This window comes from Sphingomonas sp., from assembly GCF_035944535.1.
Taxonomy (GTDB): Bacteria; Pseudomonadota; Alphaproteobacteria; order Sphingomonadales; family Sphingomonadaceae; genus Sphingomonas_B.
In genome coordinates, this window is record NZ_DASZBC010000008.1 from 115194 (window position 1) to 129106 (window position 13913).

Annotated in this window: 14 protein-coding genes; 4 read left to right on the plus strand and 10 right to left on the minus strand. The window is 65.9% G+C overall.

Annotated elements, in window-relative coordinates:
- The first annotated feature begins 50 nt into the window (after nt 1–50).
- The 3 genes from aroQ to accC are packed head-to-tail and all read left to right on the plus strand — an operon-like array spanning nt 51 to nt 2337.
- Nucleotides 51–482: a type II 3-dehydroquinate dehydratase gene (gene aroQ, locus VGT77_RS09265; RefSeq protein WP_327461801.1), complete on the plus strand. Its 432-nt coding sequence runs from the start codon at nt 51–53 to the stop codon at nt 480–482.
- 15 nt (nt 483–497) lie between these two features.
- Entirely contained in the window at nt 498–980 is a 483-nt protein-coding gene (gene accB, locus VGT77_RS09270) for an acetyl-CoA carboxylase biotin carboxyl carrier protein (RefSeq protein ID WP_327461803.1), read from the plus strand.
- A 7-nt stretch (nt 981–987) separates the two neighbouring features.
- A complete protein-coding gene (gene accC, locus VGT77_RS09275; protein ID WP_327461805.1) occupies nt 988–2337 on the plus strand; it encodes an acetyl-CoA carboxylase biotin carboxylase subunit in 1350 nt (449 codons plus the stop codon).
- On the opposite strand, the gene phhA is transcribed toward accC, so the two are convergent.
- A complete protein-coding gene (gene phhA, locus VGT77_RS09280; RefSeq protein WP_327461807.1) occupies nt 2297–3193 on the minus strand; it encodes a phenylalanine 4-monooxygenase in 897 nt (298 codons plus the stop codon). The genes accC and phhA overlap by 41 nt on opposite strands.
- A 112-nt stretch (nt 3194–3305) precedes the next feature.
- Here phhA and VGT77_RS09285 point away from each other — a divergent pair, with 112 nt between their 5' ends.
- A complete protein-coding gene (locus VGT77_RS09285) occupies nt 3306–3929 on the plus strand; it encodes a TIGR02117 family protein (protein WP_327461809.1) in 624 nt (207 codons plus the stop codon).
- Between the two features lie 123 nt (nt 3930–4052).
- Here VGT77_RS09285 and VGT77_RS09290 read toward each other — a convergent pair whose 3' ends face one another.
- The 9 genes from VGT77_RS09290 to yajC all read right to left on the minus strand — a co-directional run bounded on the left by VGT77_RS09290 (nt 4053) and on the right by yajC (nt 13774).
- Nucleotides 4053–4568 (minus strand): DUF1003 domain-containing protein, encoded by a 516-nt coding sequence (locus VGT77_RS09290; protein ID WP_327461811.1) that lies wholly within the window; start codon nt 4566–4568, stop codon nt 4053–4055.
- Nucleotides 4569–4603: 35 nt separating this feature from the next.
- Nucleotides 4604–6688, minus strand: coding sequence for an NAD-dependent DNA ligase LigA (ligA, locus tag VGT77_RS09295; protein WP_327461813.1), 2085 nt, complete (start codon nt 6686–6688; stop codon nt 4604–4606).
- Nucleotides 6685–8340, minus strand: coding sequence for a DNA repair protein RecN (recN, locus tag VGT77_RS09300; RefSeq protein WP_327461815.1), 1656 nt, complete (start codon nt 8338–8340; stop codon nt 6685–6687). The genes ligA and recN overlap by 4 nt, the downstream gene beginning before the upstream one ends.
- A gap of 112 nt (nt 8341–8452) precedes the next feature.
- Entirely contained in the window at nt 8453–9229 is a 777-nt protein-coding gene (locus VGT77_RS09305) for an outer membrane protein assembly factor BamD (RefSeq protein WP_327461817.1), read from the minus strand.
- A gap of 51 nt (nt 9230–9280) precedes the next feature.
- A complete protein-coding gene (locus VGT77_RS09310) occupies nt 9281–10390 on the minus strand; it encodes a DUF3089 domain-containing protein (protein WP_327461819.1) in 1110 nt (369 codons plus the stop codon).
- Nucleotides 10391–10496: 106 nt separating this feature from the next.
- Nucleotides 10497–10856, minus strand: a complete 360-nt coding sequence (locus VGT77_RS09315; RefSeq protein ID WP_327461821.1) for an Mth938-like domain-containing protein — start codon at nt 10854–10856, stop codon at nt 10497–10499.
- Nucleotides 10853–11830: a protein translocase subunit SecF gene (gene secF, locus VGT77_RS09320; RefSeq protein ID WP_327461823.1), complete on the minus strand. Its 978-nt coding sequence runs from the start codon at nt 11828–11830 to the stop codon at nt 10853–10855. The genes VGT77_RS09315 and secF overlap by 4 nt, the downstream gene beginning before the upstream one ends.
- Entirely contained in the window at nt 11830–13428 is a 1599-nt protein-coding gene (gene secD / locus VGT77_RS09325) for a protein translocase subunit SecD (protein ID WP_327461825.1), read from the minus strand. The genes secF and secD overlap by 1 nt, the downstream gene beginning before the upstream one ends.
- 7 nt (nt 13429–13435) lie before the next feature.
- Nucleotides 13436–13774 carry a preprotein translocase subunit YajC gene (yajC, locus tag VGT77_RS09330; RefSeq protein WP_327461827.1) on the minus strand — a complete coding sequence of 113 codons (339 nt, stop codon included), beginning with the start codon at nt 13772–13774 and terminating at the stop codon, nt 13436–13438.
- Nucleotides 13775–13913 lie beyond the last annotated feature (139 nt).

Below are 13913 nucleotides of genomic sequence, written 5' to 3' on the forward strand. Positions count from 1 at the left end.
ATCCAATCGTGTAAGTGCCGCGGCAATATGGGGAGCGCGCAAGGGGATCAATGCCGACCATCTTCATCCTGAACGGTCCGAACCTCAATCTGCTGGGGCTACGCGAGCCGGAGATCTATGGGTCCGACACGCTCGACGACATTGCTGGCGCCTGCGAAGACCGGGCGCGGGAGCTGGGCTTCGACGCCGAGTTCCGCCAGTCCAACCATGAAGGCCATCTGATCGATTGGCTGCACGAGGCGAACGCCGACAAGGCCAAGGCCGTGATCCTCAATCCAGGCGGCTACACCCATACCTCGGTGGCGCTGCACGATGCAGTGAAGGCGATCACGGTTCCGGTGATCGAGGTCCATCTGTCGAACCCGCACGCCCGCGAACCTTTCCGGCACCGGAGCTATGTCGGCAAGGCGGCTAAGGGAACCATCGCCGGCTTCGGCGCGCTCGGCTATCTGCTCGCGCTGGACGCCGCCGCCAAACTCTGAAAAAGGGCCACCCCCATGAGCGATCACAAACAGGGGACGATGCAGGTCGATACCGGCCTGGTCCGCCAGCTGGCCGAGCTGCTCGATGCGACCAGCTTGACCGAAATCGAAGTTCAGGACGGAGAGCGCCGCATCAAGGTCGCGCGCAAGGTGCAGGCAGCAGCCGTGGCGCAGGTTCCAGCTCCCGTTGCTGCACCCGCGCCGGCGCCGGCGCCGGCTGCGCCCGTCGCAAGCCATGCCCCTGCGCCGCCGCAGGTCGACAACTCGAATGCAATCCGCTCCCCGATGGTCGGCACTGCTTATCTGGCGCCGGAGCCAGGGGCAGCGAACTTCGTGTCCGTCGGCGACAAGGTCGATGCCGGCAAGACTCTGCTGATCATCGAGGCGATGAAGGTGATGAATCCGATCACCGCCCCGCATGGCGGCACGGTCAAGTCGGTGCTGATCGCCAACGGCAGCCCGGTCGAATTCGACCAGCCTTTGATCGTCATCGAGTAAGCGGCCGATGGCCATCAGCAAGATTTTGATCGCCAATCGCGGCGAAATCGCTTTGCGCATCCACCGCGCGGCGCATGAAATGGGCATCAAGACGGTCGCGGTGCACTCGACTGCCGATGCCGATGCGATGCACGTCCGGCTGGCCGACGAAGCGGTGTGCATCGGACCGCCGCCCGCGGCCGAGTCGTATCTCAACATCCCCAACATCATTTCGGCAGCCGAGATCAGCGGCGCCGACGCCATCCACCCCGGCTATGGCTTTCTGTCGGAGAATGCGCGCTTCGCCGAGATCGTCGAGAGTCACAACCTGATCTGGATCGGCCCGAAGCCCGAGCATATCCGGACCATGGGCGACAAGGTCGAGGCAAAGCGGACCGCCGGTGCGCTTGGCCTCCCTTTGGTGCCCGGCTCGCCCGGCGGCGTATCGGAGTTCGACGAAGCGCGGCGGATTGCCGAAGAGATTGGCTATCCGGTCATCGTCAAGGCAGCATCGGGCGGCGGCGGTCGTGGGATGAAGGTGGTGCCTTCAGCCGACCAACTCGAGAGCCTGATGGGTCAGGCCCGGTCGGAAGCAAAGGCCGCGTTCGGCGACGACACCGTCTATATCGAAAAATATCTCGGCAATCCGCGCCACATCGAGTTCCAGATTTTCGGCGACGGCAAGGGCAGTGCCATTCACTTGGGTGAGCGCGACTGTTCGCTACAGCGACGCCACCAGAAGGTGCTGGAAGAAGCGCCCTCGCCGGTCATCACCCCCGCCGAACGCGAGCGCATGGGCGGCGTCGTCACCAAGGCGATGGCGGACATGGGCTATCGCGGCGCCGGCACCATCGAGTTCCTGTGGGAAGCGGGCGAGTTCTACTTCATCGAGATGAACACCCGCCTGCAGGTCGAGCATCCGGTGACCGAGGCGATTACCGGCCTTGACCTCGTCCGCGAGCAGATCCGCATCGCCGACGGCCACTCGCTCACGCTCCGCCAACAGGACGTGGAGTTCCGCGGCCATGCCATCGAGTGCCGGATCAATGCCGAGGACGCGAAGACCTTCGCCCCCTCACCGGGCTTGGTGAAGCATTTCCACGCGCCGGGTGGCATGCACGTTCGCGTCGATAGCGGCCTCTACTCCGGCTACCGCATCCCGCCTTATTACGACTCCATGATCGCCAAGCTGATCGTCTGGGGCCATAGCCGCGAAGGCGCACTCCGCCGCTTGCGCCGCGCGCTCGAGGAGTTCGTGATCGAGGGGGTGAAGACGACTATCCCGCTCCACCAGGCGCTGCTCGACGAACCCGATTTCCAGTCGGGTGACTATACGATCAAGTGGCTTGAGGAGTGGCTGGCGCGGGAGTCCGACTAGCCTTTTCCCGCGCATAGTCCTGAGTGCCGCGCGTGATCACCTGGTCGCCCTCGACGATCTCGGCGATCGGGATGTCGGGTGTGCCGTCGAGCTGCCGGTAGAGCGGCGCGAAGTCCGTCTCGACGGTTACCCGAAGCAGTTCGTCGAAGCTGGGGATCACGAAATAATTCTGCTGATAATCGTCGATCCGATACGCGGTCCGCATCACCCGCGCGAGGTCGAAGCGGAGCCGATTGGGACTGGGATCGTCCAGCGCGAAGATACTCTCGCCTTTGCTCGAGACGATGCCTGCGCCATAGATGCGCAGGTCGCCCTCTTCCTCGACCAGCCCGAACTCGACCGTGTACCAATAGAGCCGCGCGAGCCGGTGAATGGCGTCGTACTTCATCGACCTGAGCCCGCCCTCGCCCCAGGCGACGACATAATCGGCAAATCGGGGGTCGGCGAGCATCGGCACATGGCCGAACACGTCGTGGAATACGTCCGGCTCTTGCAGATAGTCGAGCTGGTCCGGGCGGCGGATGAAGTTGCCGGCGACGAAGCGCCGATTGGCGAGATGCTCGTAAAAGACCGCGTCGGGCACGAGGCCGGGCACCGCCACGACCTGCCAGCCGGTCAGCTTCATCAGCCTTTCGCTTAGCTCTTCGAAGTCAGGAATGCCGGGCTTGGACAGGCGCAGCACGTCGAGGCCGTTCAGAAACGCCTGGGATGCGCGGCCGGGCAGCAGCTTCGACTGCCGCTCGAAGAGCCGGTCCCAGGTGGCATGCTCCTCCGCCGTATAGGCCGACCAGTTCTGCGGGATCGTCCAATCGGCATTGGCGCCTTCGGGCGGGCGATCGAGTACGTGAGTCTCCATCAATCCACCATATCGTCATTCCCGCGAAAGCGGGAACCCAGCTTCTTCTTTACGGTCCGGCCACCGGGCGCTTACGCTGGATCCCCGCTTTTGCGGGGATGACGGGGTTCACTTGTCCAAGCCGCTAAAGGTCCTGCTTCTCCTTCCACTGCTCTACCTCGCGGCGGGAGCGATCGGCGGCGCGATCCCGCGCAACCCAGACTGGCGCGAGGCCGAGCAGGGGGTCACCATCTGGGTCGCGACGAACGGTGTCCACACCGGCCTCATTCTGCCGACCCGCACCGCCGAGCATGATTGGTCACCGCTGGTGCGGCCGGAGCACATCGCCGACCGACGCTATGCCGGACGCTATCTGTGGTTCGGCTGGGGCGACCGCGAATTCTATCTGAACACGCCGACCTGGGCCGAAGTCTCACCGCGCACCGTGGTCAGCGCCGCGATCGGCAGCGACCAGACGCTCGTCCATGTCGACCATCTGCTCGAGCCCTGGCCCGACGCCCGGCCCATTCGCCTGTCCCCGGAACAATATCGCACCTTAGTCGCCGCGATCCGCGGCAGCTTCGGCGGCACGACACCAATCCGAGGCTATGATGTGGCCGACGTCTTCTATCCCGGCCGCGGCCATTACGATGCCATCCGCACCTGCAACTGGTGGACGGCCAAGATGCTGACGAAGGCCGGCGTGCGGGTGGGCGCCTGGACGCCATTCAGCGCCACCGTCATGCAGTGGTTCTAGAGCATGACCAGCTTGGACTGACTGCTCGTCATTGCGAGCATAGCGAAGCAATCCAGTTGAGCCTGAACGCCGCTGGATTGCTTCGTCGCTGCGCTCCTCGCAATGACGATGCGAGCTAAGACTCTAGCTCTTCTGCGCTTCGATCTCATCGAGAACACGCTCCGGATCGATGTCCGTCTCGATCTCCTGCACGTCCTCGGCGCGGTGAGCATCCACGCCGACCTTCTCGGCGATCGCGGCGACGACGCCCGCTAGCTTGGTCAGTTCATGCTCGGTCAAAAGACTGATGTGCAGGTCCAGGTCCGCTCGTCGGTCCGCATCGGCCTGCATCCGGTTTTGGCTGATCAGTACGAAGGTTGAGAGGAAGATCGCCTCGACGGACGCCGCCGTCGCCAGGATCACGAACGTAGGATCGAAGCGCGTGACGCCCGGCACCGCACCGACATTCACCGCCACCCACAGGCCGACGATCGCGAGGTGGACATAGACGAACGCCATGCTGCCGGTGAAGCGGGTGATCCGGTCCGCCACCCGCTCCTGCAGCGAAGCGTGGGCGCGCTCATTCCGTCGCCGCTCGGCAAGCGCCTCGATATTGCGCTCGAGTGCTTCGGTGAGGCCGAAAGGAGGCTTGTCCGTCATAACTCGTGAATCGCAGGGCGCCTGACACAGTTCCGTCAGGTGGCTTCCGCCATAATCGCTGCCCAGCCGGCCTCGTCGATGACGCGGATGCCTAGTTCCTCGGCTTTCTTGAGCTTCGACCCGGCGCCGGGTCCTGCCACCACCAGGTCGGTCTTGGCGGACACCGAGCCTGCCACCTTGGCGCCGAGCGACAGAGCCTGCGCCTTGGCCTCGTCGCGCGACATGGTCTCGAGGCTGCCGGTGAAGACAACCGTCTTGCCGGTGACCTCGGAGGTCCGCTCCTTGGCCTCGAACGGCTTGGGGCTGACGACGCTCAGCAGGTCGTCCCACACCCCGCGATTATGCGCCTCAGCGAAAAAGTCCGCGAGCGCCTGTGCGACCACAGGCCCGACGCCTTCGACGTGAGTCAGCTGCTCGAAGGCCGCCGGGTCGCTGCCCGCCGCGGTGGCCACGCGGGCGAGTTCCTCGACCGTGCCGAAGTGCCGCATCAGGTCGCGCGCGGTGACGGTGCCGACATGGCGGATGCCGATGCCGAACAGGAAGCGGACTGGATCGGGTTCCCGCTTGTCGTCGATTGCGCGCAGCAGGTTCGCCGCCCAAACCCGGCCGTCCTTCTTGCGCGCGACCAATTGCTCTTCGGTGAGGCGAAAGATGTCGGCGGGGCTGTGCACCAGCCCGTCATGGAAGAAGTCGTCGATCTGCTTGGCGCCCAGACCCTCTATGTCCATCGCGCCGCGACTGACGAAGTGCCGCAGCCGCTCGACCCGCTGCGCCGGGCAGATCAGGCCGCCGGTGCATCGAATATCGACTTCGCCTTCCTCGCGTACGGCATCGGAGTCGCACTCGGGACAGGCCGAGGGAAAGACGAAGTCGGGCCGCTCGACCTCGGGCGTGAGGTTTTCGAGTATTTGCGGGATGACGTCGCCGGCGCGCTGCAGCGTGACCCGGTCTCCCGGCCGAACACCCAGTCGCGCAATCTCGTCGGCATTGTGCAGCGTCGCGTTGGTGACGACGACGCCGCCGACCGTCACAGGCTCCAGCCGAGCGACCGGCGTCAGCTTGCCCGTCCGGCCGACCTGGATGTCGATCGCGAGCAGCGTTGTCTGGGCGCGCTCGGCCGGAAATTTGTGCGCGACCGCCCAGCGCGGCGCCTTGGCGACCTGCCCCAGCCGCGCCTGCCAGTCGAGCCGGTCGACCTTGTAGACGACGCCATCGATGTCGAACGGTAGGTCGGCGCGCATCGCTTCGATCTTGCGGTAGTGGGCGAGCGCATCGTCGATGCTTTCGACCCGGACCAGCAGGTCGGTGACGGGCAGGCCCCAGGCCCTGATCGCGTCAATGACGCCGGACTGGGTGTCCGCCGGAAGGTTCGACGCATCACCCCAGCCGTGAGCGAGGAAGCGGAGCGGTCGCGAGGCGGTGACTTGCGGGTCCTTCTGCCGCAGCGACCCCGCCGCCGCGTTGCGCGGATTGGCGAACACCCGCTCGCCTGCGAGCCGCTCGTTCAAGGCCGCGAAATCGTCCTTGGACATGTACACTTCGCCGCGGACTTCGAACACATCAGGCACGTTCCCCGGCGCAGGCCGGGGCCCAGAATCCGATGCAGCTGGGCCCCGGCCTGCGCCGGGGAGCAGGGTAGCAGGAATATCGCTAATCGTCCGCGCATTGGCAGTGACATCCTCACCCACCGCACCGTCGCCGCGCGTCGCCGCCAGCACCAGCCGCCCCCGCTCGTAGCGCAGCGAACAGGAGAGGCCGTCGATCTTCGGCTCGGCGGTCAGCGCTACGGGCTCATCTTCGGCCAGGTTAAGGAAGCGCCGCACGCGCGCCACGAACTCGCGCACATCCTCTTCGGAAAAGGCGTTGTCGAGGCTGAGCATCGGCCGCGCGTGCGGCACCTTGGCTAAGTGCGCAGCCGGCGCGGCGCCGACCAGCTTCGACGGCGAATCTGCCCGCACCAGCTGCGGATACTCCGCCTCCAGCGCCGCATTCTCCCGCACCAGCGCGTCATAGTCCGCGTCGCTGATCTCGGGCGCATCTTGGCTGTGATAGAGCCGGTTATGCCGCGCAATCTCGGCGGCGAGAAAGGCCAGGCGCTCGGCCGCTTCCGCCTCGTTCACGCCGCCTCCAGTAGCTTGCCGGCCTGGGCCCGGGCCTCGTCGGTGATCGTCGCGCCGGAGAGCATGCGGGCGATCTCCTCGCGGCGCTCCTCCTCGTCAAGCGCGCGGACGCCGGTGCGGGTGACCAGGCCGTCATGACTCTTGGCGATCAGCCATTGCTTGTCGCCCCGCGCCGCGACTTGAGGGCTGTGGGTGACGACCAGCAGTTGCGCGCGCTCGGACAGCCGCGCCAACCGCTCCCCGATCGCGCTCGCCACCGCGCCGCCGACGCCGCGGTCGATCTCGTCGAAGATCATCGTCGCGGCACCGCCTTCCTCGGCGAGGGCGACCTTTAGCGCCAGGATGAAACGCGACAGTTCGCCGCCCGACGCGATCTTGACCAGCGGCGCGAACGGTGCGCCGGGGTTGGTCGAGATCAGAAATTCGACCCGGTCGCGGCCGGCGGCGCTCCATTGCTCCTCCGGCAGCCGCTCTATGGCAGTGCGGAACCGGGCGGCGTCAAGCTTTAGTGGGGCCAGTTCCGCCGCCACCGCTGCGTCCAGCCGGTTGGCGGCCGCCTCCCGCGCCTGGCTGAGGGCGGCGGCGACTGTGTCATAATCGGCGCGGCGCTTGCGTGCCTCCGCCTCCAACTGAGCCAGTCCTTCGCCACCCGCTTCGATGGTTTGCAGCCGAACCGACAGCTCCTCGGCCAATGCGGGCAGGCCGTCCACCGTGACGCGATATTTACGGGCAAGCGCGCGCAGGTCGAACAGCCGCGTCTCGATCTCTTCCAGCCGGGCCGGATCGTGAGCCAAGGCTTCCCGAGCACGCTCGATCCGGTCTTCCGCCTCCGCGGCTTCGATGACGGCGCGGTCCAGCGCGGACAGGGCCTCGGCAAGCAGCGGATGTTCCGGGCCGAGCCGGTCCAGCCGCCGTGCCGCCTGGCGCAGGTTGGAGAGCGCTCCGCCGGAACCCTGCAGATGCTGGTCGAGCGCCGCGAGATCGTCCGACAATCGCGCCCCGCGCTGCATGTTGGTCCGCGCCTCGGCAAGCGCCTCTTCCTCACCGGATCCCGGGGCGGCAGAGGTGAGTTCGGCAACGGCATGTTCCAGCCACTCCCGGTCGCGCTCGGCCGTTTCGAGCTCGTCCCGCGCGCGCGCCAAAGCCGCCTCCGCCTCGCGCCACGCTGCATGGGCCTGGGTGACACAAACTACGTCGAGCCTGCCGAAGCTGTCGAGCAAGTCCCGATGGCCGCGCGCGTTCAGCAGGCCGCGGTCGTCATGCTGACCGTGGATCTCGACTAGCGCCGAGCCCAACTCACGTAAGAGCGCGGCAGAGACTGGCTGATCATTGACGAAAGCGCGGCTGCCGCCATCCGCCTTGACCGTGCGGCGGACGATCAGCGGTTCCCCTGCTTCGACCTCGATGCCGCTGTCGGCGAGCAGGCCGGCGATGGTATCGGGCGGCTCGAACGTGGCCGTCACCGCCGCCTGCGCCGCACCCTGGCGCACCAGTCCGCTCTCCGCCCGGGCGCCGAGCGCCAGGCCGAGCGCGTCGAGCAGGATTGACTTGCCCGCGCCGGTCTCTCCGGTCAGCACGCCGAGACCCGGTCCGAAGCTCAGCTCCAGCGCCTCGATGAGCACCACGTCGCGGATCGAGAGGCTGAGGAGCATGGCCGCTTCTTAGGACAGAAAGGGAACGCCGCAAATCGTTCCTGTTCGCCGGCGGAGGCCGGAGTCCACTCCTTCGCCGCAGCTGGGCCCCGGCCTGCGCCGGGGAACAGGCTCAATCAGCCCCATGCTCCTGCATCAGCTTGTATGCGCGCTGATACCATTCGCTGCCGGGGTAATTGGCACCGAGCACCGCCGCCGCCTTCTTCGCCTCGTCCTTGATCCCGAGGGCGAGATAGCATTCGGTCAGCCGGTGCAGCGCTTCGGGCGTGTGGGTGGTGGTCTGATACTGGTCGATCACCTGCCGGAAGCGGATCGACGCCGCCAGCCACTGCGCACGGCGCTGATAGAAGCGGCCGACTTCCATCTCCTTGCCCGCCAAGTGATCATTGACCAAGTCAACTTTCAGCCGCGCATCGGCGGCATAGGGCGTGTCCGGGTAGCGGCGGATCAGCTCGCCCAACGCATCTAGGGCCTGCTGCGTGATCTTCTGGTCGCGCGTGACGTCGCTAATCTGCTCATAATAATCGAGCGCGATCAGATAATAAGCGTAGGGCGCGTCCTTGTTGCCCGGGTGGACGGCGAGGAAGCGCTGCGCCGAGCCGATCGATTCGAGATAGTTGCGCGCGAGATAATAGCTGAATGCGCTCATCAGCTGCGCGCGGCGGGCCCAGACAGAATAGGGGTGCTGCCGCTCCACTTCGTCGAACAGCTGGGCGGCTTCAGCATAGCGGCCCTGATCGAGCCGCGTCTTGGCCGCGCCGTAGAGCGAGTTCACATCGCGGGCGACATAAGCCAGTTCTTTCTTGCCGCTCCCGCCAGTGGCGCAGCCGGTGGTCAGAAGGGCAAGGGTCAGGGCAGCCGCGACGGGCTTCAGCACGGAAATACGCATCGGCCGCCTTCCTAGCTCGTGCGATGCTGAAGGGAAAGTGAACTCTAAGGCTTAGCGCCAAGCCTGTGCTTGGCGTCCGACCAGCGCCACCAGATCGCCCATCGCCAGGTTCGTGTCGATCAGGTGCAGGCCCCAGTCCTTCAGCACCATGCCGCCATAGCTGACCTCGCCGCCGATCTGGCTGCTGCGAACGTCGCCTTCGGCCGGCGTGGCGCTGATCGCCAGATAGGAGCCCTTCTCGTCGGCCACGCAGCGGGCGGTGATCAGGCCGGGCGTGGAGACAAAGGTGGTTGTGACCGGGGCGCCGTCCTTGCTCCACGGACCGAAGGGTGTCGCCCGCTCGCCCATGCCGCGCGCGACGAAATAGGGCTTGGTCGCTGCTGCGCCCCCCGCAAGGTTCGCGGGATTGGTGCAGGCGACCTGCATTGCCGGATCGGCAGCGCGGCCGAACAGGGTGCGCTCCGGCGGCGGCGAGTCGGCGAGGAAACTGACATAGGAGACGACGCAGCCGGTCTGGCCCGCGCTCTGGCACAGCGGCGTGGACTTGAGATCGCCGCCCACCAGCTTGCCCTTGGGCACCAGCACATTGTGGCCGATCAGCAGCGCCGAGACGAGCTTCTTTGCTTCGGGCCTGTCCTCGATCTCTTCCGCGATCAACCGCTTCAGCATGCCCGCGCCCTGGCTGTGCCCGATGAGGACGACGCCGCGACCGCCATTGTCGCGCTTCAGATAGTCGCTCCAGGCCGCCTTCACGTCCTGGAAGGCGAGGTCTATCGCCGCCTGCGGCCTGGGCTTGCCAGACAGCATCGCATTGCGCAGCGACGTCAGAGTGGCCTGCCGGTACAGCGGCGCGAACAGTCGGCAGACCGACTGGAAGCGCGCGGCCTGCACGGCAGCGACGGAGCGCTCCTCCGCGCCGGCGTTCAGGTCGCTATTATCCTCCGGATCGGTCGACACGGTCGGATAGACATAGAAGCAGTCCACTTTCGGCGGCACGGCAGCCGCCCCGATCGGCTCTATCGTGCGCTTGCCCTTCGCGTCGATCACCGTCGTGCTCTGGTCGGCGGCGCAGGCGTCCTGCCGGCCGGGACGGCATAGCCATGCGGAGGGATCGGCGTAGTTCGGGGCGGTGGCCGCGGCGGCGAGTGCGAGAAGGATCATGGAAGCTCTCCCTTGCCCACCTTTAGCCCTTCGTTTCGAGCGAAGTCGAGAAACGGTATATGGCTCAAGCGCGCTTCTCGACTTCGCTCGAAGCGAACGGAGACGTTTAGGTGAGCGCCATCAACGCCGCGCCGATCCACCGCTCCTCGGCGCGCAGCACGCCCCAGGCACGGGCGGCGGCGCGGCTGTCCATCGGCTCGACGCCGATGCCCTTTGCCTCCAGCGCCTGCACCAGCGGGCGGGGCGGTCGCACAAGCGCAGCGCCGGTGCCGATCAAGATAAACTCGGGCCTCAGCGCGACTAGCGGGTCGAGCGCCGCTTCGCTGAGTTCCCCGCCCCATGACCGCCACCATTCCGGCGCCAGCAGCACGCCGCCGGACGTCGACTCCCCATCGATCTTGAACCCGGAGCCCGAGAAGCCCGTGACGATCGGACCGGCAGGCCGCTGGTTGCGCTCCAGCTTCACTTGCCGGGCACGCGCTCCGCCGTACCCATCCGCTCGGCATTCGCCGGCGTGCCAGACTTCGGCACGAAGCTGTCGCTGGACACCCGCAGCCACAGCAGGATGGCCGCCGACACATAGACCGACGAGAAAGTGCCGATCACGATGCCCAGGAACATCGCGGCGGTGAAGCCGAAGATGATGTCCGGACCCAGCGCCAGCAAAATGCCGAGCGTCAGTCCCAGGGACAGCGACGTCACGACAGTGCGCGAGAGCGTCTCGTTAACCGACAGGTCAAGCAACGCCGCCATGTCCATCTTACGGTATTTGCGCATGTTCTCGCGGATACGATCGTAGACGACGATTGTGTCGTTCAGCGAATAACCGATGATGGTCAGGATCGCGGCGACGATATTCAGGTCGAACTCGAGCTGAGTGAGCGCGAAGAAGCCCAAAGTCAGGGCGACGTCGTGGAACAGCGCGAACAGCGCACCGACGCCGAACTGCCATTCGAACCGGAACCAGATGTAGAGCGAGATACCGAGCATCGCGAGGCCGAGCGCCCAGGCGCCGGTGCGGAACAGCTCTTCGGAGACCTTGCCGGAGACCGTCTCGACCGCGTCGAAGCGCGCGCCGGGAAAAGCCTGGCTCACCGCTTGGCGAACCTGGCTGGCGGCACGGTTCGCCCCCTCCTCGCCGCCCGGCGGCAGGGGCATGCGGATCGACACGTCGCGTGGCGAACCGAATTGCTGGATCGTCGCCTCCCCGAGACCCAGCGCATCGACCTTCTCGCGGATCTGCTCGATCGGCACCGGCTGGGCGAACTGGACGCGCAGCATCTGCCCGCCGACAAAGTCGATGCCGAGATTGAAGCCTTTGATCGCCACCAGCGCCAGCGAGCCGATGATCAGCAGCAGAGAAAAGGCCATGGCCACGTTCCTGTACCTCAGGAACGGGATGTTCGTGTCGTCGGGGACCAGCTTGAGCGGGAAGCGCATCAGATTACGATCTCTTTGGGACGGTTGCGGCGCAGATAGTCGGCGACCAGCAAGCGGGTGAACGTCACGCCGGTGAAGACGGACGTCATGATGCCGATCGCCAGCACCACTGCAAAGCCGCGAATGGGACCGGAGCCGAACGCAAACATGATGGCCGCGGAGATGACGTTGGTGATGTTGGCGTCGAAGATGGCCGTACTTGCTTCCTTATAGCCGAACTCAACCGACTGGATCGGCCCGCGGCCGCGCAGTCGCTGCTCTTCCCGGATGCGTTCGTTGATCAGCACGTTCGCGTCGACCGCGGCGCCGATCGTCAGCACGAAGCCGGCAATGCCAGGCAATGTGAGCGTCGCATCGAGCAGCGCCATGATGCCCAGCACCAGCAAGCCGTTCACGATCAGCGCCAGCGAAGTGTACACGCCGAAGCGCGCGTAGGTGATCAGCATGAAGCCGATCAGGACGACCGTGGCGACGACGCCGGCAAGCACGCCCCTGCGGATCGAGTCGGCGCCGAGATCGGGGCCGACGGTGCGCTCCTCGATGACCCGGAGCGCGACCGGCAGCTTGCCCGAACGGAGCTGGATGGCGAGCGCGTTGGCGGTCTCGACCGTGAAATTGCCGCTGATCTGCGCCTGGCCGCCCAGGATCGGCTCGTTGATGTTCGGCGCCGAGATGACGCTGTTGTCGAGGATGATTGCGAAGGGCTTGTTGACGTTTTCCTGCGTCACCTTGGCGAAACGGCGGCCGCCTTGCCCGTCGAAGCGGATATTAACCACGGGCGCATTGGTGCGTTGATCGAAGCCCTGCTGCGCGTCGATCAGCTGATCGCCGCTGATCAGCACGCTGCGCTTGACGGCAATGATCGGCCCGCCGGCGGGATTGTCCGGATAGGGCAGCACCTGGCTACCGACCGGAGCGCGACCCGCGGCAAGGTCGGCAGGTGAAGCGGTCAGGTCGACCAACTTGAATTCGAGCTTCGCGGTCTTGCCGAGCAGCGCCTTCAGCGCCTCCGGATTCTGCAGGCCCGGCACCTGCACGACGATGCGCGTCTTGCCCTGGCGGATGATCGTCGGCTCACGCGTGCCGAGCTCGTCGATCCGCTTCCGGACGACCTCGGTTGCCACTTCCATCGCCTTGTCGACCGCGTCGGCCTGGCCGGCCTCTGTCGGCGTGACGATCACGCGGTTGGTGTCGCGCACCTCGACATTCCAGTCGCGCTGGCCGGTGACGCCGACGCCCGTGGTGAGGGCGCGGATGCGCTCGACCGCCCGATCGACTTGGGTAACGTCGCGAACGAAGAAGGTCAGCCGGCCGCCGCTGGACGACACGTCGCCAATCGCAATCCGGGGATCGCCGCGGCGCATCTCGGTCTTGATGGTCTCTTCCATCTGGCCGAGCCGCTGGACGAGCACGTCCTTGGTGTCGGCTTCGAGCAGGATGTGGGAGCCGCCCGAAAGGTCGAGGCCGAGGTTTATGCGGGGATCGGGCAAAAAGGCCGGCCAGTTGCGCTCAGGCACCAGGCTCGGGATCGCGGCGAGCACGCCGATCACCGTCGCTAGTATGACCAGCCACACCTTCCAGCGGGGAAAATCGAGCATTGGGCCGTCAGTCGTTCGCGGGCTTGGAGCCGAACGGCGTCACATCGGACAGCGTGCCCTTGACCGCGCGCACGCGGACCTGCGGCGCCAGCTCGATCTCGACATGCTGGTCTTCGACCTTCGTCACCTTGCCGACCAGACCGCCGCCGGTAACGACGGTGTCGCCCTTCTTCACCGCAGCGAGTTTGGCCTGGTGCTCTTTGATCCTGCGCTGCTGAGGGCGAAACACAAGAAACCAGAAGATCGCCAACATGGCGACCATAGGAAACATGAAGTTGATGATGCCTGCGACACCTGAAGGAGCAGCGGCCCCGGCGGCCTGGGCATAAGCGGGAGATTCGAACATCGTGCTTTTATGTGCCTGGTCAGCGCCGGGCAGAAGCGCCGGCTGTCAAAGGCGCGCGCCTATCACGCGCACATAGGTCTACGCAATCTCGTCATCCCGAACTTGTTTCGGGATAAAGGACGGGCAGCGCAGCGTTGGA

Coding starts and splice junctions, on each gene's coding strand:
- VGT77_RS09305 (WP_327461817.1), bottom strand. CDS start 9,229: ATGCGTATTTCCGTGCTGAAGCCCGTCGCGGCTGCCCTGACCCTTGCC.
- yajC (WP_327461827.1), bottom strand. CDS start 13,774: ATGTTCGAATCTCCCGCTTATGCCCAGGCCGCCGGGGCCGCTGCTCCT.
- phhA (WP_327461807.1), bottom strand. CDS start 3,193: ATGGAGACTCACGTACTCGATCGCCCGCCCGAAGGCGCCAATGCCGAT.
- aroQ (WP_327461801.1), top strand. CDS start 51: ATGCCGACCATCTTCATCCTGAACGGTCCGAACCTCAATCTGCTGGGG.
- secD (WP_327461825.1), bottom strand. CDS start 13,428: ATGCTCGATTTTCCCCGCTGGAAGGTGTGGCTGGTCATACTAGCGACG.
- accC (WP_327461805.1), top strand. CDS start 988: ATGGCCATCAGCAAGATTTTGATCGCCAATCGCGGCGAAATCGCTTTG.
- accB (WP_327461803.1), top strand. CDS start 498: ATGAGCGATCACAAACAGGGGACGATGCAGGTCGATACCGGCCTGGTC.
- recN (WP_327461815.1), bottom strand. CDS start 8,340: ATGCTCCTCAGCCTCTCGATCCGCGACGTGGTGCTCATCGAGGCGCTG.
- secF (WP_327461823.1), bottom strand. CDS start 11,830: ATGCGCTTCCCGCTCAAGCTGGTCCCCGACGACACGAACATCCCGTTC.
- VGT77_RS09310 (WP_327461819.1), bottom strand. CDS start 10,390: ATGATCCTTCTCGCACTCGCCGCCGCGGCCACCGCCCCGAACTACGCC.
- VGT77_RS09290 (WP_327461811.1), bottom strand. CDS start 4,568: ATGACGGACAAGCCTCCTTTCGGCCTCACCGAAGCACTCGAGCGCAAT.